The sequence below is a fragment of the Enterobacter sp. JH25 genome (genome assembly GCF_021725435.1).
GTDB classification, from domain to species: Bacteria; Pseudomonadota; Gammaproteobacteria; order Enterobacterales; family Enterobacteriaceae; genus Enterobacter; species Enterobacter intestinihominis.
Map to the genome: position 1 here is coordinate 4,351,585 of NZ_CP091319.1, position 16,585 is coordinate 4,368,169.

The 16,585-nt window shown below is 57.6% G+C and carries 16 protein-coding genes; 5 read left to right on the forward strand and 11 right to left on the reverse strand.

All coding sequences use genetic code 11. The features are described from left to right. Genes livG through livK form a run of 4 tightly spaced genes read right to left on the reverse strand, consistent with a single transcriptional unit; the run spans position 1 to position 4,121 of the window. Positions 1 to 768 carry a high-affinity branched-chain amino acid ABC transporter ATP-binding protein LivG gene (livG, locus tag L2Y28_RS20975; protein ID WP_022649661.1) on the reverse strand — a complete coding sequence of 256 codons (768 nt, stop codon included), beginning with the start codon at positions 766 to 768 and terminating at the stop codon, positions 1 to 3. Beyond that, positions 765 to 2,042: a high-affinity branched-chain amino acid ABC transporter permease LivM gene (locus tag L2Y28_RS20980; RefSeq protein ID WP_006812275.1), complete on the reverse strand. Its 1,278-nt coding sequence runs from the start codon at positions 2,040 to 2,042 to the stop codon at positions 765 to 767. The genes livG and L2Y28_RS20980 overlap by 4 nt, the downstream gene beginning before the upstream one ends. After that, the gene (gene livH, locus L2Y28_RS20985) at positions 2,039 to 2,965 is read right to left on the reverse strand and encodes a high-affinity branched-chain amino acid ABC transporter permease LivH (RefSeq protein ID WP_022649662.1); all 927 of its coding nucleotides are present in this window, start codon (positions 2,963 to 2,965) and stop codon (positions 2,039 to 2,041) included. Before livH ends, L2Y28_RS20980 begins: the two co-directional genes overlap by 4 nt. A gap of 46 nt (positions 2,966 to 3,011) precedes the next feature. Beyond that, complete coding sequence (gene livK / locus L2Y28_RS20990) at positions 3,012 to 4,121, reverse strand: high-affinity branched-chain amino acid ABC transporter substrate-binding protein LivK (RefSeq protein WP_022649663.1); 1,110 nt, start codon at positions 4,119 to 4,121, stop codon at positions 3,012 to 3,014. A 424-nt stretch (positions 4,122 to 4,545) separates the two neighbouring features. On the opposite strand from livK, the gene panM reads away from it, so the two are divergent. Beyond that, complete coding sequence (gene panM, locus L2Y28_RS20995) at positions 4,546 to 4,929, forward strand: aspartate 1-decarboxylase autocleavage activator PanM (protein WP_022649664.1); 384 nt, start codon at positions 4,546 to 4,548, stop codon at positions 4,927 to 4,929. 208 nt (positions 4,930 to 5,137) lie between these two features. On the opposite strand, the gene livJ is transcribed toward panM, so the two are convergent. The 6 genes from livJ to ftsY form a co-directional block, all read right to left on the reverse strand. Then, entirely contained in the window at positions 5,138 to 6,238 is a 1,101-nt protein-coding gene (gene livJ, locus L2Y28_RS21000; RefSeq protein ID WP_015571474.1) for a branched chain amino acid ABC transporter substrate-binding protein LivJ, read from the reverse strand. Between the two features lie 197 nt (positions 6,239 to 6,435). Next, the gene (locus L2Y28_RS21005) at positions 6,436 to 7,701 is read right to left on the reverse strand and encodes a 4-aminobutyrate--2-oxoglutarate transaminase (protein WP_022649666.1); all 1,266 of its coding nucleotides are present in this window, start codon (positions 7,699 to 7,701) and stop codon (positions 6,436 to 6,438) included. 136 nt (positions 7,702 to 7,837) lie between these two features. Further along, positions 7,838 to 8,695: an RNA polymerase sigma factor RpoH gene (gene rpoH, locus L2Y28_RS21010; protein ID WP_000159624.1), complete on the reverse strand. Its 858-nt coding sequence runs from the start codon at positions 8,693 to 8,695 to the stop codon at positions 7,838 to 7,840. A gap of 250 nt (positions 8,696 to 8,945) precedes the next feature. Further along, positions 8,946 to 10,001, reverse strand: a complete 1,056-nt coding sequence (gene ftsX, locus L2Y28_RS21015) for a permease-like cell division protein FtsX (RefSeq protein ID WP_022649667.1) — start codon at positions 9,999 to 10,001, stop codon at positions 8,946 to 8,948. Continuing rightward, on the reverse strand, positions 9,994 to 10,659 hold the full coding sequence (gene ftsE, locus L2Y28_RS21020; RefSeq protein WP_006812284.1) for a cell division ATP-binding protein FtsE: 666 nt from the start codon (positions 10,657 to 10,659) through the stop codon (positions 9,994 to 9,996). The genes ftsX and ftsE overlap by 8 nt, the downstream gene beginning before the upstream one ends. Positions 10,660 to 10,661: 2 nt before the next feature. After that, positions 10,662 to 12,122, reverse strand: coding sequence for a signal recognition particle-docking protein FtsY (gene ftsY, locus L2Y28_RS21025; protein WP_022649668.1), 1,461 nt, complete (start codon positions 12,120 to 12,122; stop codon positions 10,662 to 10,664). A 126-nt stretch (positions 12,123 to 12,248) separates the two neighbouring features. On the opposite strand from ftsY, the gene rsmD reads away from it, so the two are divergent. Together rsmD and L2Y28_RS21035 are read left to right on the forward strand one after the other, a co-directional pair. Then, positions 12,249 to 12,851 (forward strand): 16S rRNA (guanine(966)-N(2))-methyltransferase, encoded by a 603-nt coding sequence (gene rsmD, locus L2Y28_RS21030; protein WP_022649669.1) that lies wholly within the window; start codon positions 12,249 to 12,251, stop codon positions 12,849 to 12,851. Beyond that, entirely contained in the window at positions 12,835 to 13,116 is a 282-nt protein-coding gene (locus L2Y28_RS21035; protein ID WP_022649670.1) for a DUF1145 family protein, read from the forward strand. Before rsmD ends, L2Y28_RS21035 begins: the two co-directional genes overlap by 17 nt. 97 nt (positions 13,117 to 13,213) lie before the next feature. On the opposite strand, the gene L2Y28_RS21040 is transcribed toward L2Y28_RS21035, so the two are convergent. Beyond that, positions 13,214 to 13,573: a DUF2500 domain-containing protein gene (locus L2Y28_RS21040; RefSeq protein WP_022649671.1), complete on the reverse strand. Its 360-nt coding sequence runs from the start codon at positions 13,571 to 13,573 to the stop codon at positions 13,214 to 13,216. A 129-nt stretch (positions 13,574 to 13,702) separates the two neighbouring features. Between L2Y28_RS21040 and L2Y28_RS21045 the strand changes: the two genes are divergently transcribed. Continuing rightward, positions 13,703 to 14,329, forward strand: coding sequence for a lysoplasmalogenase (locus tag L2Y28_RS21045; RefSeq protein WP_022649672.1), 627 nt, complete (start codon positions 13,703 to 13,705; stop codon positions 14,327 to 14,329). Positions 14,330 to 14,405: 76 nt separating this feature from the next. Next, a complete protein-coding gene (zntA, locus tag L2Y28_RS21050) occupies positions 14,406 to 16,577 on the forward strand; it encodes a Zn(II)/Cd(II)/Pb(II) translocating P-type ATPase ZntA (RefSeq protein ID WP_022649673.1) in 2,172 nt (723 codons plus the stop codon). The last annotated feature ends 8 nt before the right edge of the window (positions 16,578 to 16,585 follow it).

Genomic DNA, 16,585 nt, shown 5'->3' on the forward strand with positions numbered 1-16,585 from the left:
TTATGCCTCACCAAGGTATGCGCGGATCACGTCCGGGTTGCTGCGGATCTCTTCCGGCGTGCCGTTCGCCAGCGGCGTGCCCTGGTTAACCACGTAGATACGGTCCGAAATGCCCATCACCAGCTTCATGTCATGCTCAATCAGCAGGATGGTGGTGTCGTGATGATCGCGAAGCTCGGCAATCAGCTCGTCCAGCTCTTTGGTCTCTTTCGGGTTAAGGCCCGCCGCCGGTTCGTCGAGCATCAGGATCTCCGGCTGGGTCACCATGCAGCGCACGATCTCAAGGCGACGCTGGTCACCGTAGGCGAGGTTGCTCGCCTGACGGTTGGCGTGCTGGAGCAGGCCGATACGGTCGAGCCAGGTGGCGGCGCGATCGAGCGCCTCCTCCTGCGCGCGGCGGAAGGCCGGGGTTTTCAGCAGGCCGGAAAAGAGGCCGGTTTTGAGTTGCTGATGTTGCGCCACCAGCAGGTTCTCAATCACCGTCATCTCACGGAACAGACGCACGTGCTGGAAGGTACGCACCACGCCCATGCGGGCAATCTGCTGGCCCGGTAGCCCTTCGAGGTGCTGGTCGCGCAGCATGATGGTGCCACCTGTCGGCTTGTAAAAACCGGTCAGGCAGTTGAATACTGTGGTTTTCCCTGCGCCGTTCGGGCCAATCAGGGAGACAATCTCTTTCTTATGCAGATCCAGATTCACGTTGTTGACCGCCAGCAGGCCACCAAAACGCATCATCAGACCGTTAACGGATAATAATGGCTGACTCATGCCTGCTCTCCTTTCGCTTCCGCGCTCTTAAGCTTCAGCTGTGGACGCGTCATCGGCAGCAAGCCCTGCGGACGCCAGATCATCATCAGCACCATCAAGCCACCCAGCATCAGCATGCTGTATTCGTTAAAGTCGCGCATCAGCTCGCGCGAGACCACCAGCAGGATGGCCGCGAGGATCACGGCGAACTGGGAACCCATCCCGCCGAGCACCACAATCGCCAGCACGAAGGCCGATTCGGCAAAGGTGAACGATTCCGGGCTGACGAAGCCCTGACGCGCGGCAAACAGCGTTCCGGCGAAACCGGCAAACGCGGCGCTGATGGTAAACGCGGTCAGCTTGATACGGGTCGGATTCAGGCCCAGGGAACGGCAGGCGATCTCATCCTCACGCAGCGCTTCCCATGCGCGGCCCAGCGGCATGCGCAGCAGACGGTTGATCACAAACAGGGTAATCACCACCAGCAGCAGCGCCACCAGGTAGAGCCAGATCACGCGGTCGGACGGGTCGTATTTGATGCCAAAGAAGTTGCTGAAGGTATCCCAGCCGCCTTCGCGGGCGGTACGGCTGAACTCCAGGCCGAAGAAGGTCGGTTTCGGGATCTGGCTGATGCCGTTCGGACCGCCGGTCACTTCGGTATTGTTGAGCAGCAGGATACGGACGATTTCGCCGAAGCCTAAGGTCACAATCGCCAGGTAGTCACCGCGCAGGCGCAGCACCGGGAAGCCGAGCAGGAAGCCCGCGGCGGCAGAGACCAGCCCCGCCAGCGGCAAACAGGTCCAGAAGCCGAGGCCGTAATAATGGTTCAGCAGCGCGAAGGTGTACGCGCCGATGGCGTAGAACCCGCCGTAGCCCAGCACCAGCAGGCCAGACAGCCCCACCACCACGTTCAGACCCAGCCCCAGAATCACGTAGATCATGGTCAGGGTGGCAATATCCACCGTCCCGCGCGATACCATAAACGGCCACGCCACGGCAGCCACCAGCAGCGCCACAAGGAACAGCTTCTGCTTTACGGTTGTACCGTCGATCGCCGGAAGGACGAATTTCGGCCCGGAGACGTTCTTCAGCGTCTTCTGGAACAGCGGACGCAGCAGCTGGAACAGGAACACCACGCCAGTACCGATAAACACCCACTGCCAGCGGATATCGGGGGCGGTATCCACCACCAGCTTCGTGCCGTCCAGCCCTAACTGAACGCCCATAAAGACGCCCGCCAGGACGAAGAACATGGCGGCAGAAAGCAGCGCCATCGCAAAATGCATCGGTTTCATACTTTCTCTACCTCCGGACGGCCCAGAATACCGGTAGGCATCACCAGCAGAACCAGAATCAGCAGGGCAAACGACACCACATCTTTATATTCGGTGCTCAGGTACGCCGAGGAGAGCGCTTCGGCCACGCCCAAAATCAGGCCGCCAATCATCGCGCCCGGAATGCTGCCGATACCGCCCAGTACCGCGGCGGTGAAGGCTTTCATCCCGGCCATAAAGCCGATGTACGGGTTGATTACGCCGTAGAACTGGCCGAGCAACACGCCCGCCACCGCCGCCATCGCTGCACCGATCACGAAGGTCAGGGCAATCACGCGGTCGGTGTTGATCCCGAGCAAGCTCGCCATCTTCAGGTCTTCCGCGCAGGCGCGGCAGGCGCGTCCCATGCGGGAGTAGCGGATGAAAACGGTCAGGGCCAGCATCGCCAGGAAGGTCACAATCCAGATAACCAGCTGCATGGTGGTGACAGAGGCAGAGAAGTTTTCGCTGGCCCCCACAATCCACTGGCCGTTAAACAGGCTTGGCAGCGCCACGTCACGCGAACCTTCTGTCAGGCTGACGTAGTTTTGCAGGAAGATGGACATACCGATGGCGGAGATCAGCGCAATAAGGCGCTTGGAGCTGCGCACCGGCCGGTAGGCCACCCGTTCGATGCTCCAGCCGTAGGCGCTAGCAATCACAATCGCGCCGACAAACCCGGCGGCCACCAGCAACCAGCTGCTGTCGATGCCCATCATCATCAGCGCGGCGATGATCATAAAGGAGACGTAGCTACCGATCATGTACACCTCGCCGTGGGCGAAGTTGATCATGCCGATAATGCCGTAAACCATCGTGTAGCCGATGGCGATCAGCGCGTAGGTGCTTCCCAGCGTGACGCCGTTAAACATCTGCTGCAAAAAGTAGAGAAACTGCTCGGACATATGCAAACCTTTTTATATCCGCCCGGTAAACCGGGCGGTGGGATTATTATTTGGCGACCGAGGACGAACCGTCGGCGTGCCACTTAAAGACACCAAATTCAAATCCCTTCAGATCGCCTTTCTCATCCCAGTTCAGCGGCCCAATCACGGTGTTCGCCCCGTGTGCTTTTAAATCTTTCACCAGATCCAGCGGCTCTTTGCTGCCGGTGCGATCCATGGCCGTGGCCAGCGACTGCACGGCCGCGTAGGTGATCCAGACGTATGGGCCACTCGGATCTTTCTTCTGTGCCTTGAGCGCATCCACGATAGCTTTATTCGCCGGATCCTGGTCATAGCGTTTTGGCATCGTCACCAGCATGCCTTCGGCAGAATCGCCCGCGATGTTCGACAGGGAGGCATTACCGACGCCCTCAGGCCCCATAAACTGGGTTTTCAGACCGGTGGCGCGCGCCTGGCGCAACATCTGCCCCATTTCCGGGTAGTAGCCGCCGTAGTAAACGAAGTCGATATTCTCTTTTTGCAGGCGGGCGATCAGCGCGGAGAAGTCTTTCTCACCGGCGGTAATGCCGTCGAAGAAGACGATATTCGCCCCGCCTTTTTTCAGGCCGTCCTGTACGGAGCGCGCCAGGCCTTCACCGTACTGCTGTTTGTCATGAATGATGGCAATGCGCTGTGGCTTAACGGTTTCGAGGATGTATTTGGCGGCGGTTGGCCCCTGCGAGGAGTCCAGACCGGCGGTACGCATAATGTGCTGGTAACCCCGCTGGGTCAGTTCCGGGTTGGTGGCGCCCGGGGTGATCATCAGGATGCCTTCGTCTTCGTAGATATCAGACGCAGGCTGCGTGGAGGAGGAACACAGGTGCCCGATGACGTACTGGATACCGTCGTTAACGATTTTGTTGGCGACCGCGACGGCCTGTTTTGGATCGCAGGCGTCGTCATACTCCACGCCCACCAGCTTGTCGCCTTTGATGCCGCCTTTAGCATTGATATCTTTGATGGCCTGACGCGCGCCGTTGAACTCCATATCGCCCCACTGGGCAACGGGGCCGGACATCGCACCCACTACCGCAACTTTAATGTCGTCTGCCATAGCGGCATGCGAGATCGACAGTGCGACCATCCCCGCGATTAACGTCTTCGCGTTCCTTTTCATCTCAGAATCCCCATTCGTGAAGTGATGTATATATTTTGTTTTATTATGGTTAAAAAGCATTCTGTACTTTTAATGAACAACGCTATTTTTACCAGTGCCTTTAATGGTTTAGCGCAGGTTTTTAACAAAAACCAGACTAATATCTCTATTTTTCAGGCGATTAAGCAAAGATAATATTCTGAAATCAGACGGAGATAAACAAATAAAAGCGCAGTTTGCAGCATAAAATAACGGTACAAAGCGCCGAATAAATCACTACCATTCAGGTTAAAATTCTGCTTATTTTTCGATCCATGTGTTTTCAAACTGCCCATCGCGTTGCCAAAAAACTAATCACCTGGTAAATGGGAAGAAAAAGAGAAAGTGCCTGAGCAATTAAATTGAGTACACTGGCCGTACTCTTTTTGATTTGGACAAGCAGCTAATGAAACTGACTATCGTGCGTCTGGTGACCTTTAGCGACCAGGATCATATCGACCTGGGCAAGATCTGGCCGGAATATTCTTCTTCATCGCTGGCCGTCGATGAGAACCACCGCATCTATGCCGCGCGCTTTAACGAGCGCCTGCTGGCCGCCGTCCGCGTAACGCTGAGCGGCACGGAAGGGGCGCTGGACTCCCTGCGCGTGCGCGACGTGACCCGTCGTCGCGGGGTCGGGCAGTATTTGATTGAAGAGGTGATCCGCGAAAACCCGAGCGTGACCTCCTGGTGGATGGCCGACGTGGGCGTGGAGGATCGCGGCGTAATGGCGGCGTTTATGCAGGCGTTAGGGTTTACGGCGCAGGCGAACGGGTGGGAGAAGCGCTAAAAGAAAGCCGGGTGGCGGCTGCGCCTTACCCGGCCTACATTGTCTGCCGCATTATCTGCCGCATTTTCCCAGGCTGATTGTAGGCCCGGTAAGCGAAGCGCCACCGGGCAAAAGCGGGGCTCTGCGGCCTGATGCCCTCACCCCGGCCCTCTCCCACGGGGAGAGGGAGAAAACATTAAAAAAGGCAACTTATGTTGCCTTTTTGCTTTTATTTGGCGTCTGTCGCCGTGCCGTTGGCATGCCAGTCAAACACGCCGAACTCGAAGCCCTTCAGGTCGCCCTTCTCATCCCAGGACAGCGGCCCCATCACGGTTTCCACCGAGTTCGCTTTCAGCCAGGTGGCAATCTCCGCCGGATCGGCTGACTGGTTCAGGCCCGCTTGCAGAGACTGCAACGCTGCGTAAGTGGTCCAGACGAACGCACCGCTTGGATCCTGTTTCTTCGCCTTGATGGCATCTACAACAGGTTTGTTCGCAGGCACCTGGTCGTAGTTTTTCGGTTTGGTCACCAGCAGCCCTTCAGCAGACTCACCCGCGATGTTAGACAGGGAAACGTTCGCCACGCCTTCTGGCCCCATGAACTGTGTCTTCAGACCCGCCGCACGCGCCTGACGCAGGATCTGCCCCATTTCCGGGTGGTAGCCGCCGTAATAAACGAAGTCGATATTCTCTTTCTTCAGACGCGCTACCAGAGTCGAGAAGTCTTTCTCACCGGCGGTGATACCGTCAAAGAACACCACGTTGGCATTCGCTTTTTTCAGGTTATCCTGCACCGCACGGGCCAGGCCTTCGCCGTACTGCTGTTTGTCATGAACAATCGCGATGCGCTGCGGCTTCACTTTTTCAACAATGTATTTCGCGGCGGTTGGCCCCTGATCCGAGTCCAGACCGGTGGTACGCAGGATCAGCTTATAGCCGCGCGCGGTCAGCTCTGGTGCCGTCGCAGCCGGCGTGATCATCAGAATGCCTTCGTCTTCGTAGATGTCAGACGCGGGCTGGGTGGAAGAGGAGCACAGGTGACCGATAACGTATTTGATCCCGTCATTTACCACTTTGTTCGCCACCGCGACCGCCTGTTTCGGGTCACAGGCATCGTCATATTTTACGATTTGCAGCTTTTCGCCCTTGATGCCGCCCTTAGCATTAATGTCTGCAACCGCCTGTTCCGCGCCCGTAAATTCCTGGTCGCCGTACTGTGCTACCGGACCGGACATCGCGCCCACCACGGCCACTTTAATATCGGCCTGCGCCATAGTGCTGAATGCCAACGCGATACATCCTGCCAGTAACGCTTTACCCTTCATGTTCATCCTGAGATTCCCCATTATTATGGTTATAACGATTGTTGTGATGTTGTTGTGTAGCGCTTTATTTCAATTATAGGCGTGCTGTTCGCGCTTTTTCAGCATACTCTGCTAAAACATACCCCATTTTTATGATTTTGGAATAGCTAATTTGAAATGAAAATATGATAAGCCCGACTGTCATTTCAGCCGGGCTTTTGGCTTTATCGTGTCAGCGAGGCGGAAATAATATCCAGCGCTTTACGGAACTGCGCTTCGGGGATGGTGAGCGGGTAGAGGAAGCGGATAACGTTGCCGTAGACGCCGCAACTCAAAAGCAGCAGCCCTTCGTTCAACGCGCGCTCCTGAACCTGACGGGTAAATTCCGGCGACGGCTGTCCGGTTTGCGGATCGGTAAATTCCACCGCCACCATCGAGCCCTGCCCACGGATATCGGCGATCCAGGGACAGCCATCCTTCGCTTTATTCAGCACCTCGACAAGATGATGGCCGAGATGAGACGCGCGCGTGCAGAGATCTTCCTCGTCAATCACGTCCAGCACCGCATGGGCCGCCGCAATCGCCAGCGGGTTACCCGCGTAGGTGCCGCCCAGTCCGCCCGGAGCGGGCGCGTCCATCACCTCTGCCCGGCCAGAGACGGCAGAGAGCGGCATTCCGCCCGCCAGGCTTTTCGCCATGGTGATCAGATCGGGCTTCACGCAGTGGTTTTCCATGGAGAATAGCTTGCCGGTACGGGCGAAGCCGGTTTGCACTTCGTCGGCAATCAGTAAAATCCCGTGGGTATCGCACAGGGCACGCAGCGCCTGCATAAAATCAGCGGGCGCGACGTTGAACCCGCCCTCGCCCTGAACCGGTTCAATAATGATTGCCGCCACCTGATCGGGCGCGATATCGGCTTTGAAGATGCGCTCCAGGCTTTTTAACGCTTCGGCGGTACTGACGCCGTGCAGGTTGTTGGGGAATTGCGCGTGGTACACCGAGCCGGGGAACGGGCCGAAGCCGAGCTTATAGGGCGCCACTTTGCCGGTCAGCGCCATGGTCATAAAGGTACGGCCGTGGAACGCGCCGCCGAAGGTGATAAGGCCGGGACGACTGGTGTACGCCCGGGCAATTTTCACCGCGTTTTCGACCGCTTCTGCACCGGTTGAGAAAAAGGCGGTTTTGGCTGGCCCCTCTATGGGTACGCGCTGGTTGATGCGCTCGGCAAGCGCCACATAACCTTCATAGGGGACGATCTGGTAAGCGGTATGGGTAAAGGCATGAAGCTGTTTTTCGATGGCGGCGATAACTTTAGGATGGCGATGCCCGGTATTCAGCACGGCGATCCCGGCGGCAAAATCAATATACTCGTTACCTTCTACATCCCACACCGTGGCGTTTTCGGCTTTATCGGCATAGAAGTTACACATGACGCCGATACCGCGCGGCGTCGCCTGTAAACGCCGGTCGTTCAGTTCGTTATTTTTCACCCTGTCACCCTCTGAAAGTCGCCTGCTTAGCGCATCAGTAAGTGTTTGCCAGGGGGGAGAAATTCGCCAGAGCGGGCGCTAAAAAAACAAAACCCCCAGACTCTCATCCAGGGGTTCTCGGTGTACTTCGAGGAAATTACGCTTCGATAGCGGCGCGAAGTTTTTTCATGGCGTTCTTCTCAAGCTGACGCACACGTTCAGCGGAGACGCCGTAGCGGTCGGCCAGTTCCTGCAACGTGGACTTGTTATCTTCGTCCAGCCAGCGGGCACGGATGATATCCTGGCTACGCTCGTCGAGGCCTTCCATCGCGAAGGTCAGCTTGTTTGCCGCCTGGTCTTCCCAGTTATCCTCTTCAATGCCGTCAGCAAAGTTAGAGGTTTTATCCTGCAGATACAGGACCGGGGCCATCGGCTGGCTGTCGGAGGCATCGTCGTCGGCAGACATATCAAACGTCATGTCCTGCGCGGCCATACGGGATTCCATCTCGCGGACGTCTTTGCTGGAAACGCCCAGCTCGCGCGCCACCATTTCCACTTCATCCTGATTGAACCAGCCCAGACGCTGCTTGGTTTTACGCAGGTTGAAGAACAGTTTGCGCTGCGCTTTCGTCGTGGCGACTTTCACAATACGCCAGTTACGCAGGACGTATTCGTGAATTTCCGCTTTGATCCAGTGCACGGCGAAGGAGACGAGTCGCACACCCACTTCCGGGTTGAAGCGACGTACCGCCTTCATCAGGCCAATGTTACCTTCCTGAATCAGGTCCGCCTGCGGCAGGCCGTAGCCCGCATAATTACGAGCAACGTGAACAACAAAGCGCAGGTGAGACAGGATCAGCGTTTTAGCTGCTTCCAGATCGCCCTGGTAATGCAGCTTTTCAGCAAGCTCCTTTTCTTCCTCAGCCGTTAACATCGGCCAGGTGTTCGCAGCCCGGATGTAAGATTCCAGGTTACCAACAGGGGCTAAAGCTAAAGTTTGCATTTCTTTGGTCATTCATTCCTCTCAATGTTTCTTCTGGTCCAGGTTGTCCCCGTCAGGCAACAACCATGCCAAAGCGTTTGAGCAACGAGATTAGCATTCACTCTTTTATCAGACAGTGATTTTATCCACAAGTTCCAGGTGCAACAGTGAATAAATTACGCACAAAATGTGACATGAAGATGATTACAGGGGAAGAGACAACAGGGACGCTTTCCCTGCAAGCGAACATCTCGGTGCAGGGAAAGATTATATCACGCTTTTATTAGTCGGGAGTAAAGTGGCGTAAATGTTGAACCGTTGCCAGCCATGCCGCCACCCAGCCGATCATGGAGCAGACCAGCAGCAACAGCAGGCACTCATCGAACCCTAAGCCACTGATATCAAACTTCGTTCCGAAAACCTGCGCCACCTCGGTGACGGCAGACGACAGCCGCATCACCAAAATTTCTGACAAAATCAATGAAAGAAATGCACCAGAAAAACCTAATAACGCGCCGCCATAGAGGAACGGGCGGAGGATGAAACCATCCGTTGCGCCAATCAGTTTCTGCACGTTGATGGTATCGCGACGGGCGAAGATGCTCAGGCGCACGCTGTTACCGATGACGAGGAACACCGCCGCCACCATCAGCACGCCGATCATCGCCGATACGCGCCCCACCAGCCCGGTCAGGGCGGCAAGACGGGCAAACCAGCTGTCGTCCATGCGCACTTCATCAATCCCATTGATGCGGGTAATGCGGTCGCGCAGGGTGTTGAGCGAATCGGTGCCCTGGAAATCGAGCTTCGGGATCACCACCGCCACGGCGGGCAGCGGGTTCTCTTCCAGCATATCCAGCGCGCCGCCGAACCCGGACCAGTTGCGGAATTCGCCCAGCGCTTCATCGCGGGAAAGATAGTTCACTTTCTCCACGCCCTGCTCGGCCTGAATCTGCCCCACTACCTGAGCCGCAGCGTTATCGTCGAGGGCTTTATCCAGATAAACGGTAATCTGCGGCGACGGATAGTACTGGGACGCCGCCTGGTTTACGTTTTTGTAAACCATGTAGCAGACGCTCGGCAGCGTCAGGGAGATGGCAATCACCATCACCGTCAGGAACGTCGCCAGCGGTTTGCTTTTTAGATCCTGCAACGCGCCCTGGAAGGCGTAGCGCACCTGTTCGTTGAAGACGTTGGTTTTACGGGAGTTCGGTTTCGGTGTCGCTTTGGCACGCTTAGGCGCATGGCGATTGCCGTCTCCGCCGCCCTGAGGCTTGCGGAAACGGTCAAACCGGTTGCTGAACTGCCGTATCTGGTTCATTGCATCACGCTTATTCACCGTGGCCTCCGTGCAAATGCCCGTCGCTCAGGGTCAGCATGCGGTACGAACGGCGTGAGATAAGCCCCATGTCGTGCGTCGCCATCAGTACCGTGACCCCCACGCGGTTAAATTCCTCAAACAGACGCAGGATCCCTTCAGAGAGGGCATCGTCCAGGTTACCGGTCGGTTCATCCGCCAGCAAGACGGCAGGCTTGTTCACCACCGCACGGGCGATGCCCACGCGCTGCTGCTCACCGCCGGAGAGCTGGATCGGGAAGTTCTTCGCTTTGTCCAGCAGCCCGACCTTATCCAGCGCCGCCGAAACGCGACGGCGGATATCATCGTAACTGGCGCCGGCAATAATCAGCGGGATCGCGACGTTATCGAAAACCGTGCGATCCATCAGCAGGTGGTGATCCTGGAAAATCATGCCAATCTGACGACGCAGGAACGGCACTTCACGGTTCTTAAGACGGCTAATTTCATGGCCGCTGAACCAGATTTTCCCGGCACTTGGCCGCTCGATCCCACAGATCAGCTTGAGCAGGGTACTTTTCCCCGCGCCGGAATGGCCGGTCAGGAATGCCATCTCGCCTGGCTGGAGGTGGAATGTTACCCCCTGCAGCGCTTGTCTCCCGCCGAGATAGGCCTTGCTGACGTGTTCAAAGCGAATCATTGTTAGTCCTCTCGGGCAAATAGTGCCTCAATAAAGTCGTCCGCTTTAAACGGACGTAAATCCTCAATACGCTCGCCCACACCGATATAACGGATAGGAATGCCGAACTGGTCGGCCACGGAGAAGATCACCCCGCCTTTCGCGGTGCCGTCCAGCTTGGTCAGCGTGATCCCGGTCAGTCCTACCGCTTCATTGAACAGCTTCGCCTGGCTGATGGCGTTCTGTCCGGTGCTGGCGTCGATAGTCAGCATAATTTCATGCGGTGCATCTTCGTCCAGCTTCTTCATGACGCGAACGATTTTCTTCAGCTCTTCCATCAGGTGCGATTTGTTCTGCAAACGCCCTGCGGTATCTGCAATCAGCACGTCCACGTTACGCGACTTCGCCGCCTGGATGGCATCGAAAATCACGGACGCGGAATCCGCGCCGGTGTGCTGGGCAATGACCGGAATATTGTTGCGCTGGCCCCACACCTGGAGCTGTTCCACCGCTGCCGCACGGAAGGTATCGCCCGCCGCCAGCATCACCGATTTGCCCTGCTGCTCAAACTGGCGCGCCAGCTTGCCGATGGTGGTGGTTTTACCCACGCCGTTGACGCCAACCATCAGAATAACAAAGGGCATTTTGCCTTCAATATTAAGCGGTTCGTCAACTTTTGCGAGAATTTCACCCATCTCGTCTTTCAGCAGGCCGTACAGCGCCTCGGCGTCACGCAGCTGTTTGCGGTTCGCCCCTTCGGTCAGGTTGGCGATGATTTTCCGGGTGGTTTCCACGCCCACGTCCGCAATCAGCAGTTGCTCTTCCAGCTCCTCAAACAGATCGTCGTCGATCTTCTTGCCGCGGAACAGACTGATAAATCCGGAACCTAAGTTTTCTTTGGTTTTAAGCAGGCTGCGCTTCAGGCGCGCGAAGAAACCTTCTTTGGTCGGTTTTTCCTGCTCCTGAACGATCTCTTCTTCGGCCTGCTCTTCCACCGGCACGACGATGACCGCTTCTTCAGCCGCTTCCGCCGCCAGCGCCTGGGCCTCCAGCTCTTCGTCGGTCAGCTCTGGCTCAAGGGCCGCTTCTTCTTCCACCGCCTCAACAATTTCAACGGTTTCCGCTTCGGCCTGCCACTCTTCGGCAGAAACCTCTTCAGCTTTCACCTCTTCCGGCAGCGGCAGCGCTTCGTGTTCGATAGCGGCCTGCGGCGCTTCGGTAAGGGTTTCAAAGATAACCGGCTCTGGTTTTTCGCTCTCCTGAACCTGTTCGGTAACCTCAACCACCTCTTCGGCAAAGGATTCAATCTCTTCTTTGCTGTGGGCTGGCTCTTCCGCTTCGACAACCGCAGCGGTTTCGACAGGCGTTTCAGGCTGTGACTGCTCTTCTACAACCTGCTGTTCTTCGGTTTTCTGTTCTGTTTCTTGCTCTTTTTCACCGAAACCCAACCAGGAAAAGAAGCCACGTTTTTTTTGTTTTGCCATCTGCGACTACACTCCTCGCGGCGCTATATACAGGGAAGCTAAAAAAATGATGAAATAGTCTAACACTTTACTTAATTGACATCACCGCCCGCAATCGCAGGGCATTGTTAACAGAGCTTTCCTGAGATGAAGAAACCCACCCGCGCCCCGGCCGGTCAAATTCGCATTATCGGCGGTCAGTGGCGAGGCCGGAAATTACCGGTGCCGGACAGCCCCGGTTTACGCCCTACCACGGACCGCGTTCGCGAGACGCTGTTTAACTGGCTCGCCCCGTCAATGGTAGACGCCCATTGCCTGGACTGCTTCGCCGGAAGCGGTGCATTAGGGCTGGAAGCGCTGTCGCGCTATGCTGCGAGCGCCACGCTGCTGGAGATGGAGCGCGGCGTCGCGCAGACGTTGCAGCAAAATTTGGCTACGCTGAAAGCAACCAACGCCAAAGTGGTGAATACCAACACGCTGAGCTTCCTCGCGCAACAGGGGACGCCGTTCAACGTGGTCTTTGTTGACCCGCCGTTCCGTAAAGGGCTGCTGGAAGAGACATTATCGTTGCTGGAAAAAAATGGCTGGCTGGCAGACGACGCGCTGATTTACGTTGAAAGCGAAGTGGAAAATGGTCTACCGCCCGTTCCCGTTCACTGGGATCTGCACCGCGAGAAGGTCGCCGGCCAGGTGGCTTATCGTCTGTATCACCGTCAGGCACAAGGAGGATCCGATGCCAGTACTGATTAACGTAGGGCGCTTGCTGATGCTGGGCGTCTGGGCTTTTTTGATTTTGAATCTGGTGCACCCGTTCCCGCGTCCGCTGAATATCTTCATTAACGTGGCGCTGATTTTTACCGCGTTCATGCATGCCTTACAGATGGTGATGCTGAAAAACGGACTGCCGAAAGATAGCCCACCGATGACCGGCTGGCAGCAGCTGCGGGTGTTTATTTTCGGCGTATTTGAGCTGCTGGTGTGGATGAAGAAGTTTAAGGCGCAGGTGAAGAAGTAAGGTGCGGCCTGATGCCCTCACCCTAACCCTCTCCCACAGGGAGAGGGGACGCTTACACCCTCTCCCCTTCGGGGAGAGGGCCGGGGTGAGGGGAAAATTACTGCTCCGGTTCAAACCCTTCAAACCGCGACCCTTTGTAGCTCAGCGTGCCTTTCTCCCCCACCGTCAGCTGGTGGTACTGCTGCGCCTCCAGTCGGAAGGTCATCTCCAGCCCGCCGGTTTCCGGCTTAAAGCTCGCTTCATAGCGCATCGTTGTGCCCGCAGGCGTCACCTGCTGCTGGCGGGATCGGCGGTCATTAAGCGGTTTCTCGCGCTTGTTCGTCACCACCACGCGCTTTTGCATCAGCGGCGCGGCATCGTTGTCGGCCTTCTCACGGCGCTGCTGCACGAAGCGAAACGAGGCGGCAATGACGATAATCGCCAGCACGACAATAAAAAACAGCGGCATCTTGCTCATTGAAAAATCCCATCAGATTATGCGGAATTCAGGATACCTCGCCTGCCCCGGCATTGCCAAACGCCCGCTCGCGTCACTACACTGGATCAGAAACTGATCATTCAGCCTCAACAGTTACAGGGAGTTAATATGCTTTGGTCATTTATCGCTGTCTGTTTTTCCGCATGGCTTTACGTCGATGCGTCTTACCGTGGCCCAGCCTGGCAGCGCTGGTTGTTTAAACCCGTCACGCTATTGCTCCTGCTGTTGCTTGCCTGGCAGGCACCGATGTTTAACGCCATCAGCTATCTTGTCCTCGCGGGGCTGTGTGCGTCCCTGATTGGCGATGCCTTAACCCTGCTGCCGCGCCAGCGTCTGCTGTACGCCGTGGGGGCATTCTTCCTGTCGCATCTGCTCTATACCATCTACTTTGCCAGCCAGATGACGCTCTCCATCTTCTGGCCGCTGCCGCTGGTGCTGCTGGTGATTGGCGCCCTGCTGATCGCGGTGATCTGGTCGCGTCTGGAAGAGATGCGTCTGCCGGTGTGTACGTTTATCGCCATGACGCTGGTGATGGTGTGGCTGGCGGGCGAGCTGTGGTTCTTCCGTCCGACAGCGCCTGCGATGTCCGCGTTCTTCGGTGCCGCACTGTTGTTGTTGGGTAACATCGTCTGGCTGGGCAGCCACTATCGCCGCCGCTTCCGTGCGGATAATGCGATTTCTGCCGCCTGTTACTTTGCCGGACACTTCCTGATTGTGCGTTCACTGTATATCTAAATAACGCTTGACTCTGGAGTCGACTCCAGAGTGTATGCTGCGGTTAATGAGAAAATTATCATTACCGGAGACTGCCATGTCGACTCCAGAAATACCTAAAAAAGTTCCCCAATTCTCGGCACTTAAGCTCAGCCCGGTTCCGCCAAAAGAGGACTGCTGCTGCGAGGGCGCATGCGAAACGCAAACTCAAACGCTGCCTGAAAGCGGCAATCACTACAGCTGGGTCGTCAACGGCATGGACTGCGCGGCCTGCGCCCGCAAAGTGGAAAACGCGGTGAAGCAGGTGCCGGGCGTGAGCCACGTTCAGGTGCTGTTCGCTACCGAAAAGCTGCTGGTCAGCGCCGAAAACGACGTCAGCAGACAGGTTGAAGCCGCCGTCAGCAAAGCGGGTTATACCCTGCGCAGCGAAACGGCGCCCGCAGAAAAAACGTCCCCGCTAAAAGAAAACCTGCCCCTTATCACCCTCATCATGATGATGGCCCTGAGCTGGGGGCTGGAGCAGATCAACCACCCGTTCGGCAACCTGGCGTTTATCGCCACCACGCTGGTTGGCCTGTTCCCGATTGCCCGTCAGGCGCTGCGTCTGATGAGAAGCGGCAGCTGGTTTGCCATCGAAACGCTGATGAGCGTGGCGGCTATCGGGGCGCTGTTTATTGGCGCGACGGCGGAAGCGGCGATGGTGCTGCTGCTGTTCTTAATTGGCGAACGCCTTGAGGGCTGGGCGGCGAGCCGGGCGCGTAAAGGGGTGAGCGCGCTGATGGCGCTAAAGCCGGAAACCGCCACGCGGGTTATTGATGGTCAGCGTGAAACGGTCGCCATCAACACCCTGCGACCGGGTGACGTGATTGAAGTGCCCGCAGGCGGACGTCTGCCAGCCGATGGGGCCCTCGTTACCGCCACCGCAAGTTTTGACGAAAGTGCCCTGACCGGGGAATCCATCCCGGTTGCGCGCGCGGCGGGTGAAAAGGTGCCTGCGGGCGCCACCAGCGTCGACCGACTGGTGCAGTTGACGGTCATTTCCGAACCGGGCGACAGCGCCATCGACCGCATCCTCAGGCTGATTGAAGAGGCCGAGGAGCGCCGCGCGCCGGTAGAACGCTTTATCGATCGCTTCAGCCGGATTTACACCCCCGCCATCATGCTGGTGGCGCTGCTGGTCACCGTCGTCCCGCCGCTGTTCTTCGGCGCGCCGTGGGAGGGCTGGATTTACAAAGGGCTGACGCTGCTGCTGATCGGCTGTCCGTGTGCGCTGGTGATCTCCACCCCGGCGGCGATTACCTCCGGGCTGGCGGCGGCGGCACGTCGCGGGGCGCTGATTAAGGGCGGCGCGGCGCTGGAACAGCTGAGCCAGATTCAGCACATCGCCTTCGATAAAACCGGCACGCTGACCGTCGGCAAGCCGCAGGTGACCGGCGTGTATCCGCAGGACATCAGTGAAGACGCCCTGCTGACGCTGGCCGCTGCCGTGGAGCTGGGCTCCACCCACCCTCTGGCGCAGGCGATTGTGCGTGAAGCGAAGGGCCGCGGGCTGAACATCCCTCCGGCAACGGCCCAGCGAGCGCTGGTCGGGTCAGGGATTGAAGCTGTGGTCGAAGGCAAAAAAGTGCTGATCGCCGCGGCGGACGCGCGCTCTACTCCACAGGTTGAGGCGCTGGAGCAGGCCGGGCAGACGGTCGTTACCGTGATGCAGGACGGTGTGCCGATGGGCATGCTGGCGCTGCGCGACACCCTGCGTGACGATGCGAAAGAGGCCGTCGACGCGCTACACAGGCTGGGAGTACAGGGCGTGATCCTGACCGGCGATAATCCGCGCGCGGCGGCGGCGATTGCAGGCGAGCTGGGGCTGGAGTTTAAGGCCGGATTGTTGCCTGCGGATAAAGTCAGCGCGGTAACCGAGCTGAACAGCAACGCCCCGCTGGCGATGGTCGGGGACGGAATAAACGATGCCCCGGCAATGAAAGCTTCCACCATCGGCATTGCGATGGGCAGCGGCACCGACGTGGCACTGGAGACCGCCGACGCGGCGCTGACGCACAACCGCCTGACCGGGCTGGCGCAGATGATAGAACTTGCGCGGGCGACGCGCGCCAATATTCGGCAGAACATCGCCATTGCGCTGGGTCTGAAGGGGATTTTCCTGGTCACCACGCTGCTCGGCATGACCGGACTGTGGCTGGCGGTACTGGCGGATACGGGGGCGACGGTGCTGGTTACGGCGAACGCGTTGCGGCTGTTGCGTCAAAGGTAAAAGTGAAA